Source organism: Streptomyces yongxingensis, assembly GCF_055597465.1.
Map to the genome: position 1 here is coordinate 9,575,565 of NZ_CM145717.1, position 14,103 is coordinate 9,589,667.

At 71.1% G+C, this 14,103-nt stretch carries 16 protein-coding genes; 12 read left to right on the plus strand and 4 right to left on the minus strand.

The genetic code is table 11. The features are described 5' to 3' along the window. Nucleotides 1-53: 53 nt before the first annotated feature. Genes ACZ6TD_RS40920 through ACZ6TD_RS40935 form a run of 4 tightly spaced genes read right to left on the minus strand, consistent with a single transcriptional unit; the run spans nucleotide 54 to nucleotide 3,500 of the window. Entirely contained in the window at nucleotides 54-1,118 is a 1,065-nt protein-coding gene (locus tag ACZ6TD_RS40920) for an NAD(P)H-dependent flavin oxidoreductase (RefSeq protein WP_471346310.1), read from the minus strand. Then, nucleotides 1,115-1,873 carry a CoA-transferase subunit beta gene (locus ACZ6TD_RS40925; protein ID WP_471346312.1) on the minus strand — a complete coding sequence of 253 codons (759 nt, stop codon included), beginning with the start codon at nucleotides 1,871-1,873 and terminating at the stop codon, nucleotides 1,115-1,117. Before ACZ6TD_RS40925 ends, ACZ6TD_RS40920 begins: the two co-directional genes overlap by 4 nt. Continuing rightward, on the minus strand, nucleotides 1,870-2,736 hold the full coding sequence (locus tag ACZ6TD_RS40930) for a CoA transferase subunit A (RefSeq protein WP_471346313.1): 867 nt from the start codon (nucleotides 2,734-2,736) through the stop codon (nucleotides 1,870-1,872). The genes ACZ6TD_RS40925 and ACZ6TD_RS40930 overlap by 4 nt, the downstream gene beginning before the upstream one ends. After that, nucleotides 2,733-3,500, minus strand: coding sequence for an enoyl-CoA hydratase family protein (locus ACZ6TD_RS40935; protein WP_471346315.1), 768 nt, complete (start codon nucleotides 3,498-3,500; stop codon nucleotides 2,733-2,735). The genes ACZ6TD_RS40930 and ACZ6TD_RS40935 overlap by 4 nt, the downstream gene beginning before the upstream one ends. Nucleotides 3,501-3,573: 73 nt before the next feature. Here ACZ6TD_RS40935 and ACZ6TD_RS40940 point away from each other — a divergent pair, with 73 nt between their 5' ends. From ACZ6TD_RS40940 to ung, 12 genes are all read left to right on the plus strand, one after another. Continuing rightward, nucleotides 3,574-4,359, plus strand: a complete 786-nt coding sequence (locus tag ACZ6TD_RS40940) for an SDR family oxidoreductase (RefSeq protein ID WP_471346316.1) — start codon at nucleotides 3,574-3,576, stop codon at nucleotides 4,357-4,359. Between the two features lie 2 nt (nucleotides 4,360-4,361). Then, nucleotides 4,362-5,273, plus strand: coding sequence for an SDR family oxidoreductase (locus ACZ6TD_RS40945; protein WP_471358500.1), 912 nt, complete (start codon nucleotides 4,362-4,364; stop codon nucleotides 5,271-5,273). Between the two features lie 193 nt (nucleotides 5,274-5,466). Further along, entirely contained in the window at nucleotides 5,467-6,237 is a 771-nt protein-coding gene (locus tag ACZ6TD_RS40950; RefSeq protein ID WP_471346318.1) for an SDR family NAD(P)-dependent oxidoreductase, read from the plus strand. Between the two features lie 344 nt (nucleotides 6,238-6,581). Then, nucleotides 6,582-7,964: an MFS transporter gene (locus ACZ6TD_RS40955; protein ID WP_471346320.1), complete on the plus strand. Its 1,383-nt coding sequence runs from the start codon at nucleotides 6,582-6,584 to the stop codon at nucleotides 7,962-7,964. 6 nt (nucleotides 7,965-7,970) lie between these two features. Next, on the plus strand, nucleotides 7,971-8,897 hold the full coding sequence (locus ACZ6TD_RS40960; RefSeq protein WP_471346322.1) for a sugar kinase: 927 nt from the start codon (nucleotides 7,971-7,973) through the stop codon (nucleotides 8,895-8,897). Next, entirely contained in the window at nucleotides 8,894-9,637 is a 744-nt protein-coding gene (locus tag ACZ6TD_RS40965; protein ID WP_471346323.1) for an IclR family transcriptional regulator, read from the plus strand. Before ACZ6TD_RS40960 ends, ACZ6TD_RS40965 begins: the two co-directional genes overlap by 4 nt. Next, nucleotides 9,634-10,278 (plus strand): bifunctional 4-hydroxy-2-oxoglutarate aldolase/2-dehydro-3-deoxy-phosphogluconate aldolase, encoded by a 645-nt coding sequence (locus ACZ6TD_RS40970; protein ID WP_471346325.1) that lies wholly within the window; start codon nucleotides 9,634-9,636, stop codon nucleotides 10,276-10,278. The genes ACZ6TD_RS40965 and ACZ6TD_RS40970 overlap by 4 nt, the downstream gene beginning before the upstream one ends. Before the next feature lie 107 nt (nucleotides 10,279-10,385). Further along, nucleotides 10,386-11,210: a HipA family kinase gene (locus ACZ6TD_RS40975; protein ID WP_471346327.1), complete on the plus strand. Its 825-nt coding sequence runs from the start codon at nucleotides 10,386-10,388 to the stop codon at nucleotides 11,208-11,210. Beyond that, on the plus strand, nucleotides 11,207-11,602 hold the full coding sequence (locus tag ACZ6TD_RS40980) for a DUF3037 domain-containing protein (RefSeq protein ID WP_471346329.1): 396 nt from the start codon (nucleotides 11,207-11,209) through the stop codon (nucleotides 11,600-11,602). The genes ACZ6TD_RS40975 and ACZ6TD_RS40980 overlap by 4 nt, the downstream gene beginning before the upstream one ends. 159 nt (nucleotides 11,603-11,761) lie before the next feature. Continuing rightward, nucleotides 11,762-12,523, plus strand: a complete 762-nt coding sequence (fabG, locus tag ACZ6TD_RS40985; protein ID WP_191068961.1) for a 3-oxoacyl-ACP reductase FabG — start codon at nucleotides 11,762-11,764, stop codon at nucleotides 12,521-12,523. A gap of 18 nt (nucleotides 12,524-12,541) precedes the next feature. Next, entirely contained in the window at nucleotides 12,542-13,303 is a 762-nt protein-coding gene (locus ACZ6TD_RS40990) for an SDR family oxidoreductase (protein WP_471346331.1), read from the plus strand. Between the two features lie 118 nt (nucleotides 13,304-13,421). Beyond that, nucleotides 13,422-14,102 carry a uracil-DNA glycosylase gene (gene ung, locus ACZ6TD_RS40995; RefSeq protein WP_471346333.1) on the plus strand — a complete coding sequence of 227 codons (681 nt, stop codon included), beginning with the start codon at nucleotides 13,422-13,424 and terminating at the stop codon, nucleotides 14,100-14,102. The last annotated feature ends 1 nt before the right edge of the window (nucleotide 14,103 follow it).

A 14,103-nucleotide genomic window follows, 5' to 3' on the forward strand; every position in this document is an offset into this window, starting at 1 on the left:
GCAGGCCCGAGCGCTCGGGTCGGCGGCAACGGGTCGGCCGGTGCGGAGGACGCTCAGGTGACCTGCGGCAGCCGACCCAGGACGGTACGCGCCTCAGCCATGATCCCCTCGACCAGTTCGGCGCAGGACGGCAGGTCCTCGATGAGGCCCGCGACCTGTCCTGACGCCATCACACCGAGATCCGTACGGCCGTCGACCATGGACGCCCGCAGCAGCATCGGGGTGTTGGCGGCCAGCAGGACCTGACCCCACGTGAGGTCCTTGCCGCGCTTCATCGCCAGCCCGTCGCGGACCATGTGCGTCCAGCTCAGGCCGGACAGCTTCCTGAAGGACGCGGCGTGGCGTACGGCGCGCAGCAGGGCGGCCGTCCGGCCGGAACGCTCCAGGGTGTCCACCAGTTCGCTGCGCAGCATCCGGTGGGGGAGCCCGTCCACCTTCGTGGTGACCGTGACGTCCTGAACCGAGGCTTGGAGATAGCGGGCCTGTACGGCGCGCGGGACGGTGCTGTCCGACGTCAGGAGGAACCGGGTGCCCATCGCCACCCCCGCCGCCCCGTAGGCGAGCGCCGCGACCAGGCCACGGCCCTCGAAGAAGCCGCCCGCGGCGACGACGGGGATGTCCACGGCGTCCACGACCTGGGGCAGCAGGACGGTGGTGGCGACGTTGCCGGTGTGGCCGCCGCCCTCGCCGCCCTGGACGACCACCGCGTCCGCGCCCCAGGCGGCGACCTTCTCCGCGTGCCGGCGCGCGCCGATGGACGGGATCACGATGACTCCGGCGTCCTTCAGCCGGGCGATCAGCTCGCGGGAAGGGGCGAGGGCGAACGACGCGACCCGCACGCCCTCCTCCACGATGATCCGCACCCGCTCGGCCGCGTCCCCCGCGTCCGCCCGCAGATTGACCCCGAACGGCGCGTCGGTACGGGATCCGACCTCGCGGACCGCGGCCCGTAGCTGATCCGGTGTCATCGTCGCCGAGGCGAGGATGCCCAGCGCTCCGGCGTTCGCCGTGGCCGAGACGAGCCGGGGTCCGGCCACCCACCCCATGCCCGTCTGGACGATGGGGTGGCGGACCCCGACCAGCTTCGTCAGTGGCGTCGCGATCGTGACTCCGCTCATGACCTCACCTCGCGGTCGCGCAGCCCCTTCGGGTCGAGGACCTCCCGGATCAGCCGCAGTTCCTCCGCCGACGGCATACGGGTGTGCGGTACCTCGTCCGGGACGGCCAGCGAGCAGCCGGTGGCCTCCCGCACCTGGTCCACCGTGACGCCGGGATGCACAGAGCACAGCCGCAGGGAGTGGTCGGGAGTGGCGAAGTCCAGCACCGCCAGATCGGTGACGACACGCCGGATCTCGTGGAAGCGCCTCGTCGCGGGCCCGGCGGTCGCCACTCGGTCGTAGCCGACCCCCGAGACCATATCCACCCGCTCGACGAAGACGCGCGGCGAATGCCGGGGGACCCAGTAACTCGTCGGATTGTTCAGTGTGTTGACGGGAGCGCCGCGCACTCCGAGGAGCTGCCGCCGGGGCTTGCCCCAGTCGCCGACGCAGGAGATGTTCTGGTTGCCGTAAGTATCGAGCTGGCTGGCGCCCATCATGACGTGGCGCCGCCCACCGGCCACCATCGCCAGGTGCCGGCGGTACGGCAGCCAGCCCTCGGTCACCTGGGAACCGCTCCCCACCGCCGGGACGTCGCCGATCAGCATCGCCTCCCCGTCGGTCAGCAGCAGATCGGGGGAGAAGGTGAGTTTCGCCAGCCGTGCGCCGATCGTGGGCACGGTGCCCATCGGGCTCGCCAGGATCTCCCCGTCGCCGCGCCACGCCTCGGCACAGGCGACCACGCAGCATTCGGCGCGGGTCACGCTCTCGCTCATGTGGCCTCCTTGGCGAACGCCGCGACGGCCGCCTGATAGGCGTCCTCGTCTCCCGACAGGAACCGCTCGGTGAACCCCCGCCACGCCTCGGGGTCGGCGGCGGCTTGCGCGTAGGCCCGCTGGAATGCCTCGTCGCGGTCGTAGTCAGGGGCGCATGAGGTGAAGTGCGCACCGCCCGGGGCCTCGACCACTCCATTGATGTACGCCCGGGTGACCAGCAGGGTCTGGGGGCCGTGTTCCGCTCGCAACTCCGCGCTGTCCACGATCCGTTCACAGGAGAGATACGCCCGGTCCGCGGCCTCGCAGAACAGGTCGTCGAAGTAGGGATCGGGCCCGAGGTACTGGCCGTTGCCGTGTGCGTCGGCCCGGTTGAGGTGGACGAGCGCGGCGTCCAGGCGCAGTGCCGGGACGGCGACGAGTTCCTCGCCGTCGTCGTACGGGGAGCGCACCGTGCGCAAGTGCGGGTTGACCTTCATCACGTCCGAGCCGAGGCCCGCCCGGATCGGCATGAACGGCAGGCGGTGTCCGGCCGCGGTCAGCCCCCACATGAACATGGCCTCGTCCAGCTCCGTCATCTCGAACGTGCCGTGCTCCCGGGCGGAGCGGAAGTGCGGTTCGAGGGGTATGGAGTCGAGGGTGACGAACGCCGCGATCAGCTTGCGGATCTTTCCGGCCGCGGCCAGCAGGCCGACGTCCGGGCCGCCGTAGGAGACGACGGTCAGATCGGTGATGTCCGAGCGCAGGAGGGCCCGTACGAGTGCCATGGGCTTGCGCCGCGATCCCCAGCCGCCGATGCCGATCGTCATGCCGCTCTCCAGGCGGGCGACGACCTCGTCGGCGGTCATGGTCTTGTTCCTGCTCATGACTGCACCTCCGCGCCTTCGTCCTTGTCCGCGCCGAAGGTGGCGCGGACGCGGTCGGCGACCCCGCTGAGGTTCGCCTCGTAGGTGAAGCCCTGCTCGAAGCGGTAGCTGCGCCGGACGTCCACGGGGTCGATGCCGTTGATGGCGGCTTTGGCCAGGCGCAGCAGATATCCGTCCTTGGCCGAGATCTCGCGGGCCAGCTCCAGGGCCGCGTCCCGCAGTTCCGTGCGCGGGACGACCTTCCAGACCGAGCCGTGTTGACGCAGTTCCTCGGCGGTGGCGCTGCGCGAGGTGTAGTAGAGGGCGCGCATCAGGTGCTGGGGGACCAGCCGTGCCAGATGGGTCGCGGCCCCCAGAGCGCCCCGGTCCAGTTCCGGCAGCCCGAAGACCGCGTCCTCGCTCGCCACGATCGCGTCGGCGTTGCCCGCCAGCCCGATCCCGCCACCGAGACAGAAGCCCTGCACGGCCGCGACGACCGGGACCTCGCACTCGTACACCGCCGCGAACGCCTCGAAGCAGCCGCGGTTCGCTCCGATCAGGGCGCCGTGGCCGCCGTCGCGCTGCACTTCCTTGATGTCGACGCCCGCGTTGAAACCGCGCCCCGCCGCGGTGAGTACGACGCATCGGACGCCGGGGTCGCGGCCTGCCGCGCGCACCGCGTCGGCCAGGTCGTACCAGCCCCGCACGGGCAGGGCGTTGACGGGCGGGAAGTCGACGGTGACAACGACGATGCCCTTTTCCGGCTCGGAGGTGGAGACACCCATGAGCGCATCAGCTACCTTCCTACCAAGCATTTGTTAGGCACCGTAGCAGTGGATGGTATGAAGCGGGAGGTTCATGGTGAGCGTGGCCTACGACCTGTCGGGCCGGGTCGCCGTCGTCACCGGCGGTACCCGGGGCGTGGGCGCGGGGATCGCGAGGGCCTTCCTCGAAGCGGGCGCGGAGGTCGTGGTCTGCGCGCGCAGAAGCCCGGACGCGACGGTGGAGGCGGGTGGCCGCGCGGCCCGGTTCGTCCCTGTCGACCTGCGCGATCCGGCGGCCGTACGGGAACTCTTCGCCCAGGTGGCCGCCGACCACGGACGGCTGGACGCTCTCGTCAACAACGCCGGAGGGGCGCCGTTCCGGATGCTGGCCGACGGCGGGCCCGAGCGCCATGCGCGAGTCCTGGAGCTGAATCTCCTCACTCCGCTCACCGCTTCCCTCGCCGCGTACGAGGTGATGAGCCGCCAGGCGGCAGGCGGTTCGATCACCATGATCGGCAGCGTCAGCGGCACCCGCCCCTCCCCGGGCACCGCCGCCTACGGCGCCGCCAAAGCGGGACTGGAGAGCCTCGCCCGCACCATGGCCGTGGAGTGGGCACCGACGATACGGATCAACACGCTCGTCCTCGGCATGGTCCGCACCGAACTCTCCCCTCTGCACTACGGAGACGAGGCGGGCGTCGCGGCCGTCGGCCGCACCGTACCGCTCGGGCGCCTCGCGGAGCCCTCCGAGGTCGGCGACGCCTGCGTCTTCCTCGCCTCCGGCCGCGCCGCGTACATCTCCGGCGCGAGCCTGCTCGTCCACGGCGGCGGGGAACGCCCCGCCTTCCTCGACGCCGCCACCGTCAACAAGGAGACATGAAGATGACCGGAATCTGCGCCGGACGCGTCGCCGTCGTCACCGGAGCCGGCCGCGGACTGGGCCGGGCCCATGCACTCGCCCTCGCCGCCGAGGGGGCGAAGGTGGTGGTCAACGATCTCGGCGTGGGGCTGGACGGGAGTGCGGAAGGGGATGGCCCGGCCCAGCGGGTCGTGGACGAGATCGTGGCCTCGGGCGGCGAGGCGGTCGCGCACGGCGGTGACATCGCGACCACCGACGGTGCCGCCTCGCTGATCGCCACCGCCCTGGAGGCGTTCGGGAGGCTCGACACCCTGGTCAACAACGCCGGGTTCCTCCGTGACCGGATGCTGGTCAATCTGGACGAGGACGACTGGGACGCCGTCATGCGGGTCCACCTCAAGGGCCACTTCCTGCCGCTGAAGCACGCTGCCGCGCACTGGCGTGCCGAGGCGAAGGACGGCCGAACGCCCCGGGCGCGCGTCGTCAACACCAGCTCGGGCGCCGGGCTGCTCGGCAGTGTCGGCCAGGGCAACTACTCCGCCGCGAAGGCCGGAGTCGTCGGCCTCACGCTCGTCGCCGCCGCCGAGATGGGCCGGTACGGCGTCCAGGTCAACGCGATCGCCCCGGCCGCGCGTACCCGCATGACCGAGCACACCTTCGCCGAGACGATGGCGGCGCCGGCCGAGGGCGGATTCGACGCGATGGCCCCGGAGAACGTCTCCCCGTTGGTGGTCTGGCTGGGATCCGCCGCCTCCGCGGGGGTCACCGGACGGGTCTTCGAGGCGGAGGGCGGCCGGATCACCGTCATGGAGGGCTGGCGTCCCGGTCCGGCCGCCGACAAAGGGGCCCGGTGGAGTCCGGCGGAGGCCGGCGAGGCGGTGCTGGGGCTGCTCGCCGCCTCGGACATCCCACAGCCGGTCTACGGCACACGATGACCGCTCGGAAGCGAGGCCGGAGGAGGGGCCATCAGGCCGGCGCGGAAGACACCGCTGGAATGCCAACGTCATCGACCTGCGCGGTGTGACCGCGGCTCACTCCTCGCTGGATGGGTGCGCTGAACGACGCACCTCGTCCGACCAAGCGCCGGCTCGGTAGCCGGCGGTCGGGAACAAGAGGCAGGAGAATCCGATGCGGGACTTCGCCGACCGACCGGGTGTGGCCGTGATCGCTGGTGCCACCGGTGGCATCGGAGCCGCCATCACCCGCATGCTGGCCGGGCGCGGCAGCCATGTGGCGCTGACGTACCGGAAGAACGCCGAGGCCGCGATCGCCCTGACCGAGGAGGCCGAGGCGACGGGTGTCCGGGCGTCCGCCTGGCCGCTGGACTTGTCGGACGCCGACGCGACGGCACGCTTCCTGGACGAGGTGGCGGACCGCTTCGACCGCATCCACACGCTCGTCTACGCGGCCGGACCGCATGTGCCCATGGTGCATCTGAGCCGGGTGACGCCGGACCGGTTCCGACAGCAGATCGAGGAGGACGCGATCGCCTTCTTCAACCTGGTGCGGCCGGCCCTGCCACGGCTGCGCGCGGCCAAGGGCGGCATCGTCGCGGTCACCACGGCTGCCACCCGTCGCTTCCCGGTCCGGGACGGTCTCTCCGCCGGGCCGAAGGGGGCCGTCGAGGCGCTGGTGCGGGGATTCGCCGCGGAGGAGGGCCGGTTCGGGGTGCGTGCCAACTGTGTGGGCCCCGGAATGCTGCTCGACGGGATGGCCGCCCGGCTGATCGGTTCGGGGGACCTGGATGAACGGGCCCTGGAAGTCACCCGCGGCAATATCCCCCTGCGGCGGTTCGGGTCGGCGAGCGACATCGCCGAGGCCGTGTGCTTCCTGGCCTCGGACCGAGCCGGTTTCATCTCCGGTCAGATGCTCGACGTCGACGGAGGTTACGGGGTGTGAGCCGGTGTGTCCCGGCGGCATCCGCCGCCCGCCGGCCCTGTCGGCCGCGCCCGATCTCGCCGTGCGGGCCGGGGCAGAGATCGCGGGTCCAAGGAGACGGTGGCGCCCGGCCGTCTGTCGGAGGACGCGGCAGCACGTGAGCCACTGCGGGGCGGGGTTCGACGAGGAGGCGGCGGGAAGCCGGTACGACACGTCGATGCCGACGTGGGCGGCCTGGATGCCGGTGCCGGCCAGTTCGCCGGCCCTGCGTGCAATATGTGCACAACTGGTGTGTATATCGCTCGGTACGAGGTTGACTGCGCCGAAACACTTTGGCAGGACACCTGCCGTGCAAAGGAGCACGCATGCCGGACAGCCCTGTGGCCGAGACAGTCGGCCACCATTCCCAGCGCACGGCGCGGCGCCGCAACGCCGTGGCCGCTGTGGTCGGATCTGTCCTGGAGTGGTACGACTTCTTCCTGTTCAGTACCTCCGCGGCGTTGGTGTTCAACAAGATCTACTTCTCGGGTGAGTCCGAGTTCGTCGCCACTCTCGCCTCGTTCGCCACGTTCGCCGTCGGTTTCGCCGCACGTCCCGTCGGCGGGCTGATCCTGGCTCACTTCGGCGACCGCTGGGGACGCAAACCGGTGCTGATGGTGACGCTGCTGATGATGGGCTTCGGCACCCTGGCCATCGGCGTGCTCCCGACCTACGAGCAGATAGGCGTGTGGGCCCCGGCGCTGCTCGTCGCCTGCCGGATCCTTCAGGGACTCGGTGTCGGCGCCGAACTCGGCGGCGCCTATGTGTGGACCACCGAGAGCGCCAAGCCGGGCAATCGCGGCTTTTACGCGTCGCTGCCCGGCGCCGGCGAGTTCCTGGGCGTGGTGTGCGCGTCCGGATCCATGGCGGTGGTCTCCTCGCTGCCCCAGGAGCAGTTCCTCGACTGGGGATGGCGGCTGCCCTACCTCGCCTCGGTGCTCGTGGTGATCGGCGGCATCGTCCTGCGGTACATGTCCGAGGAGAGCGAGAGCTTCAAGGACGCCGTGGCCGAGGGCAAGACGGAGAAGGCCCCTTTGGTGAAGGCGGTCCGCCACCACGGCCGGCGGATTGTGCTCATGATCGGCGCCGGCTGTGCCACCGCCATCGCCTCGTACTCGATCCAGGGCTACCTGCCCGCCTACACCACCCAGGAACTGGGGCTGCCGGACAACGTGGCGGTCATCGCCATCACCGTCGCCTCCGCCGTCTCCATCGTCGGTGTGCCGGTCTGCGGCTGGCTGTGCGACCGGATCGGCCGGCGCCCGCTGATGATCGCCGGTGGTCTGGCCGTCGCCGCGTTCGCCGGACCGTTCTGGCTCTTGGTGGGCACGAAGTCGACGCCACTGATCGTGATGGCCGTGATCCTCGGGTTCGCCGTCATGCTCAATTCGATGATCTTCGCCCCGGCGGGTTCGTTCTTCTCGGAGCTGCTGCTCACCGAAGTCCGCTACACCGGTCTGGTCCTGGCCCGCGAAACCACCGCCGTACTCTTCTCCGGCACGGCGCCGTTCATCGCCACCCTGCTGGTGCACGCGGGCGGTGGGAGCCCATGGCTGCTCGCCGGATACATGGCCCTGTCGGGAATCGTCACCGCCGTGTCGGTGCTGCTGCTTCCGGAGACCGCGCCCCGCGCCCTGCGCCGCGAGGAGCTCAGGAGCGGCGCCGGCGACGGCCGCGCACCGGCCGACATCGAGTACACAGAGGTGTGAGAAGAAGTGTCAGAGCCCGAAGTGCTGTGCCTCGGTGAGGCGATGGTCCTGGTGGCCCCCGCGCCGGGTGAGCGTCTCGCCACCGCACGCGATGCGGCTATCCGGGTCGCCGGAGCCGAGTCGACGGTCGCGCAGTACCTCTCCGACCTCGGCCACCGCACCGCGTGGGCGAGCCGAGTGGGCGCCGACCCACTGGGGGAGCAGGTGCTGTCCGCGATCGCTCGCTCAGGCGTCGATGTCGGCCACGTCGAGCGGGACCGCTCGGCACCGACCGGTGTGTACTTCAAGGACCCCGGTCCGGAGGGCACCCGGGTGCACTACTACCGGACCGGCTCGGCCGCCTCCAGGATGACCCCTGCCTGTCTCGACAGCCTCCCGCTGTCCACCGCGCGCCTGGTGCACCTGTCCGGGGTGACTCCTGCCCTGTCGGACGGCTGTGCCGCGACGTCGACAGCCTTGTTCGAACGCGCCCGTGCGGCCGGGGCGCGCTGCTCGTTCGACGTCAACTACCGCGCCGCCCTGTGGAGTACGCGGCAGGCCGCCGGACCGCTGCTCGCCCTGGCACGTCGGGCGGACGTCGTCTTCGTCGGCCTGGACGAGGCCCAGCACGTCTGGGGAGCCGAGACCGCGGAGCAGGCGCGAGAGCTGGTCGGGCCCGGGGTGGGTCTGGTGGTGAAAGACGCGGCCGTCGGCGCCACGCACTTCCCGCCCGGGGGCGGCCCGGCCGTCTTCGTCCCCGCGAGCCCGGTCGAGGTGGTCGAACCCGTCGGCGCGGGGGACGCTTTCGCGGCCGGTTACCTCTCCGCCTGGCTGCGCGGCGCCGGGCCGGCCGACCGGCTGCGGCTCGGCCACCGGCTGGCCGCTTTCGCCCTGGGCGCGGTCGGGGACCACGCGGACGCCACCGTCCTGCGTACAGCGGAGGCCGCCCGATGAGCCAGACCGTGGAACGCGCCATCCGTGTCCTGGAGCTGATCAGCGAGAGCCCCCGGCATCCGACAGACGTCGCCGCAAGCCTGGGCGTCCACCGGACCACGGCGCTGCGCCTGTTGCAGGACCTGTGCCAGGGCGGGCTCGCCCGCAGACGGGAGGACGGCTCGTTCGCCGTCGGCTACCGGCTGGCCGGCCTGGCGCAGTCCGCACTCGAACAGTTCGATCTGCGCACCATCGCCCACTCGCACCTGCTGGAGCTGGGCCGCAAGCTCCGCCTCACCGTGCACATCGCCACCGTCGAGGAAGGCCGCGTCTTCTACGTCGACAAGGTCGACCCGCAGGGTGGAGTACGGCTGTACGCGCAGATCGGCAAGCCAGTCGTGCTGCACACCTCCGGCGTCGGCAAGGTGATCCTGGCCTATATGCCCGCGGAGGAACGCGCCCATGTCCTGGACGGCTACTCCTACGAGCGGTTCACCGACACGACGGTGACGAACGCCGACGACTTCGCCGCCCAACTGCGCGAGATCCGCGAGCGCGGCTGGGCGGTGGACGACGGAGAGTACGAGCCCTTCATCAACTGCGTTGCCCTCCCGGTCCGGGACGGCACGGGCGCGGTGCGCACCGCCCTGTCCGTCACGGCGCTCAAAGCGCAGGTGGACCTCGCCCGGCTGCGAGAGCTGCTGCCGACGATCCGGACCACCGCCCAATCCATCTCCCGAGCACTTGGCTGGACCCAATGACGAACAACCCCATGACCGCGTACGACCGGCTGTTCGAGGAGGCGTTCGACGCCCTCCCGCTCATGGCGATCCTGCGCGGCTTCGACCCGCGACGCACCGTGGAGGTGTCCCGGCGGGCCTGGGACGTCGGCATCCGGCTCGTCGAAGTGCCCGTCCAGAGCGATGACGCGGTAGCGGCGCTGAGGGCCGCGGTGGCAGCCGGCGAGGAGCGCGGCGCCGCGGTGGGCGCCGGCACGGTGACCACCCTCGACCGCGTGGAGCGCGCTGTGGCGGCCGGGGCACGCTTCACCGTCGCCCCCGGCTTCTCCCGCGAGATCGCGGAGGCTTCGCTCGCCGCGGGCCTGCCGCATCTGCCGGGCGTGGCGACCGCCACCGAGATCCAGCAGGCCCAAGCGCTCGGCCTGACCTGGCTCAAAGCCTTCCCTGCCACCGACCTCGGGTCCGGCTGGATCACCTCGATGGCCGGCCCGTTCCCCGAGGCTCGCTTCGTGGCGACCGGCGGCATGGGCCTGGAGAACACCCTGGAGTTCCTCGACGCCGGAGCCGCCGCCGTCTCCCTGGGCTCGGCCCTGGCCGACCCCGCCCAGTTCGAGCGGCTCCCCGAGCTGATAGAGGACCTCGCTCAGAGGGCACAACGATGAAGATCACAGCACTGCTCCCCAGGGCTTATGGCGGCGGATTCCTCGGTTTGTGCCTGCCTGGAGCCAATCGTGGATTGCAAGGTCAGTAAGTCGGATAGCCTGGGAAAATGTTGACCGAAGTCACCGCGATCCGGTATGTCACGCCCTTGCGCGAGGGCGGATCGCTGCCGGGCATCGTCGAGGCCGACGATCTGGGCACCTACGTCATGAAGTTCACCGGGGCCGGGCAGGGTCGCAAGACCCTCGTCGCAGAGGTCGTCTGTGGTCAGCTGGGCCGCCGGCTGGGGCTGCGAGTGCCGGATCTGGTGCGGATCCAGCTGGATCCGGTGATCGGTCTGAGCGAACCGGACCAGGAGGTGCAGGAGCTGCTCAAGGCCAGTGGCGGGCTCAACCTCGGCATGGACTACCTCCCCGGGTCGCTCGGCTTCGACCCGCTCGCCTTCGAGGTGGGCGCGGAGGAGGCCGGCCGGGTCGTGTGGTTCGACGCGCTCATCGGCAATGTGGACCGCTCCTGGCGCAACCCCAACATGCTGGTCTGGCACGGGCAGCTCTGGCTCATCGACCACGGCGCCACGATGATCTGGCACCACGGCTGGCGCGGGCTGGACAAGGCCGCCACCAAGCCGTACGACGCCTCCGACCACGTCCTCGCGCCGTTCGCACCGGACATCGCCGCGGCCGGCCGGGCCCTGGCGCCGCGGATCACCGAGGAGCTGCTCACCGAGGTGGTGGCGGACGTCCCCGACGAATGGCTGACCGACGAGCCGGGCTTCGACGGCCCGGACGCGGTGCGCCGCGCCTATGTCGAGGTGCTGCTGGAGCGGGCGGCCACGGTGGAGCAGAGGATCACGCTCGGGGAGCGCGCCGGTGAGGGGCCGTCCAAGGCCCCCGAGTGGCTGCGGGTGTGGGTCGACGGAAAGGCGGCGCGGTGAGCGGGTTCCACAACGGCCGGGACGTCTTCGAATACGCCGTGCTGCGCGTCGTCCCCCGAGTCGAGCGCGGTGAGCTGATCAACGCGGGCGTGGTCGTCTACTGCCGCGCCACGTCCTTCGTGGCGGCCCGGGTCCATCTGGACGAGGACCGGCTGCGCGCGCTGGACCCGTCGGCGGACGTGCCCGCGGTACGGGCCGCGCTGCGCGCGGTGGAGTGTGTCTGCGGCGGGGGAGAGCGGGCCGGTCAGGCGGGCGGGGAGGACGCGGGACGGCGCTTCCGCTGGCTCGTGGCACCGCGCTCCACGGTGGTCCAGCCGGGGCCGGTGCACACGGGCCTGACGGCGGACGCGGAGGCGGAGCTCGAACGGTTGCTCGACCTGCTGGTGCGGTGACGCATCGGCTCAAAGCGCGCGGAGGTGAGCGAGCACATAAGGGCGGTCGTTGACAGGCGGTGGCGGGCCTCATAGCGTCTCGTGCGCAGGAGAGACTAAGCGGTTGCTCACTCCCGGGACCGGGACGGTGAGCCGCCATCGATGCGAGGGAGAACCCGCATGTCCACCACCGAGCAGCGCGTTGCCATCGTGACGGGCGCGGCCCGCGGCATCGGCGCGGCGACCGCCGTGCGCCTGGCCGAGGAGGGCCGCGTCGTCGCCGTGCTCGACCTCGACGAGGGGGCCTGTGCGGCCACCGTGGAGAAGATCACCGAGGCGGGCGGCAAGGCCATCGCCGTGGGCTGCGATGTGTCGGACGCCGAGCAGGTCGAGGCCGCCGTCGCGCGTGTCGCCGAGGAGCTCGGCGCGCCGACGATCCTGGTCAACAACGCGGGTGTGCTCCGCGACAATCTGCTGTTCAAGATGAGCGAGTCCGACTGGGACACCGTGCTGAACGTGCATCTGCGCGGCGCGTTCCTGATGTCGCGCGCCTGCCAGAAGCACATGGTGGACGCGGGCTTCGGCCGGATCGTCAACCTCTCCAGCAGCTCGGCGCTGGGCAACCGCGGCCAGGTCAACTACTCCGCGGCCAAGGCCGGAATGCAGGGCTTCACCAAGACCCTCGCCATCGAGCTCGGCAAGTTCGGCGTCACCGCCAACGCCGTGGCGCCCGGCTTCATCGCCACCGACATGACCGCCGCGACCGCCGAGCGCGTCGGCATGGGCTTCGAGGACTTCCAGAAGGCGGCCGCGAGCCAGATCCCGGTGCAGCGCGTCGGGGAGCCCGCCGACATCGCCAACGCGATCGCCTTCTTCACCGGCGAGGCGGCCGGTTTCGTCTCCGGCCAGGTCCTGTACGTGGCCGGCGGCCCGCTCAACTGATCAGGAGTCACGCACCACATGACCGCGCAGATACAGGACAGCGGCAAGGCCGCGCTCATCACCGGGGCGAGCCGGGGGATCGGCTACGCCATCGCCGAGGCGATGGTGGCCCGTGGCGACCGGGTGTGCATCACCGGGCGCAACGAGGACGCGCTCAAGGAGGCCGTGGAGCGGCTCGGGGCCGACCGCGCGATCTACGTCGCCGGGAAGGCCCATGACCAGGCGCACCAGGCGGCCGCCGTGGAGCGGGCGATGGAGGCGTTCGGACGCGTCGACCACCTGGTGAACAACGCCGGCACCAACCCGGTCTACTCGCCCATCGCCGATCTCGACCTCGATGTGATCCGTAAGGTCTTCGAGACCAATGTCGTCTCGGCACTGGGCTTCGCCCAGCGGACCTGGAAGGCATGGCAGCAGGAGAACGGCGGCACGATCGTCAACATCGCCTCGCTCGCCGGGATGTCGTCCTCGCCGTTCATCGCGGCGTACGGCGTCAGCAAGGCCGCCATGATCAACCTCACGGTGCAGCTCGCCCAGGAGTTCGCCCCCCGGGTGCGGGTCAACGCCATCTCTCCGGCGGTGGTGAAGACCAAGTTCGCCACCGCCCTGTACGAGGGGCGGGAGGAGGAGGCCGCCGCGGCCTATCCGCTGAAGCGGCTCGGCGCGCCGGAGGACATCGGGGGCGCGGCCGCGTTCCTCACCTCCGACCAGTCGGCGTGGGTCACCGGCCAGACGCTCGTCGTGGACGGCGGCATCCTCCTGGGCGCCGGGCTCGGCTGACCGGCGCCCGGTCCGGCCCCGCGCCGCCGAAGTGGCCCGGGAGCGTGTGAGGCGTTGTCGGCGGCCGCCGGTAGGTTCTGTGTCCGTAAGACGGAAACACCGACCGGAGGTTGAAGACGTGCCCTATGTGCTGCCCGAGTCCTGGCGCGGGGTCCTCGGCGAGGAGCTGGAGAAGCCGTATTTCAAGGAGCTCACCGAGTTCGTCGAGGAGGAGCGGGCCAAGGGGCCGGTGTACCCGCCGCGCGAGGAGGTGTTCGCCGCCCTGGAGGCCACGCCGTTCGACCAGGTGAAGGTGCTCGTCCTCGGGCAGGACCCGTACCACGGCGAGGGCCAGGGCCACGGTCTGTGCTTCTCGGTGCGGCCGGGCGTCAAAACCCCGCCGTCGCTGCGGAACATCTTCAAGGAGATGCAGGAGGAGCTCGGCCACCCGGTGCCCGACAACGGCTATCTGATGCCCTGGGCCGAGCAGGGTGTGCTGCTGCTCAACGCGGTGCTGACGGTCCGGGGCGGCGAGGCCAACTCCCACAAGAGCAAGGGATGGGAGAAGTTCACCGACGCGGTGATCCGCGCGGTGGCCTCGCGCCCCGATCCGGCCGTCTTCGTGCTCTGGGGGAACTACGCCCAGAAGAAGCTGCCGCTCATCGACGCGTCGCGGCACGCGGTGGTGAAGGGGGCCCACCCGTCCCCGCTGTCGGCGAAGAAGTTCTTCGGGTCGCGCCCCTTCACCCAGATCGACGAGGCGGTCAAGGCCCAGGGCCACACCCCGATCGACTGGCGGATCCCGGACCTCGGCGCCTGAC

What these genes read in the sequence shown, in the direction of transcription:
- ACZ6TD_RS40920 (WP_471346310.1), bottom strand. Translation starts at nt 1,118, where the DNA reads ATGAGCGGAGTCACGATCGCGACGCCACTGACGAAGCTGGTCGGGGTC.
- ACZ6TD_RS40925 (WP_471346312.1), bottom strand. Translation starts at nt 1,873, where the DNA reads ATGAGCGAGAGCGTGACCCGCGCCGAATGCTGCGTGGTCGCCTGTGCC.
- ACZ6TD_RS40930 (WP_471346313.1), bottom strand. Translation starts at nt 2,736, where the DNA reads ATGAGCAGGAACAAGACCATGACCGCCGACGAGGTCGTCGCCCGCCTG.
- ACZ6TD_RS40935 (WP_471346315.1), bottom strand. Translation starts at nt 3,500, where the DNA reads ATGGGTGTCTCCACCTCCGAGCCGGAAAAGGGCATCGTCGTTGTCACC.
- ACZ6TD_RS40940 (WP_471346316.1), top strand. Translation starts at nt 3,574, where the DNA reads ATGGTGAGCGTGGCCTACGACCTGTCGGGCCGGGTCGCCGTCGTCACC.
- ACZ6TD_RS40945 (WP_471358500.1), top strand. Translation starts at nt 4,362, where the DNA reads ATGACCGGAATCTGCGCCGGACGCGTCGCCGTCGTCACCGGAGCCGGC.
- ACZ6TD_RS40950 (WP_471346318.1), top strand. Translation starts at nt 5,467, where the DNA reads ATGCGGGACTTCGCCGACCGACCGGGTGTGGCCGTGATCGCTGGTGCC.
- ACZ6TD_RS40955 (WP_471346320.1), top strand. Translation starts at nt 6,582, where the DNA reads ATGCCGGACAGCCCTGTGGCCGAGACAGTCGGCCACCATTCCCAGCGC.
- ACZ6TD_RS40965 (WP_471346323.1), top strand. Translation starts at nt 8,894, where the DNA reads ATGAGCCAGACCGTGGAACGCGCCATCCGTGTCCTGGAGCTGATCAGC.
- ACZ6TD_RS40970 (WP_471346325.1), top strand. Translation starts at nt 9,634, where the DNA reads ATGACGAACAACCCCATGACCGCGTACGACCGGCTGTTCGAGGAGGCG.
- ACZ6TD_RS40975 (WP_471346327.1), top strand. Translation starts at nt 10,386, where the DNA reads ATGTTGACCGAAGTCACCGCGATCCGGTATGTCACGCCCTTGCGCGAG.
- fabG (WP_191068961.1), top strand. Translation starts at nt 11,762, where the DNA reads ATGTCCACCACCGAGCAGCGCGTTGCCATCGTGACGGGCGCGGCCCGC.
- ACZ6TD_RS40990 (WP_471346331.1), top strand. Translation starts at nt 12,542, where the DNA reads ATGACCGCGCAGATACAGGACAGCGGCAAGGCCGCGCTCATCACCGGG.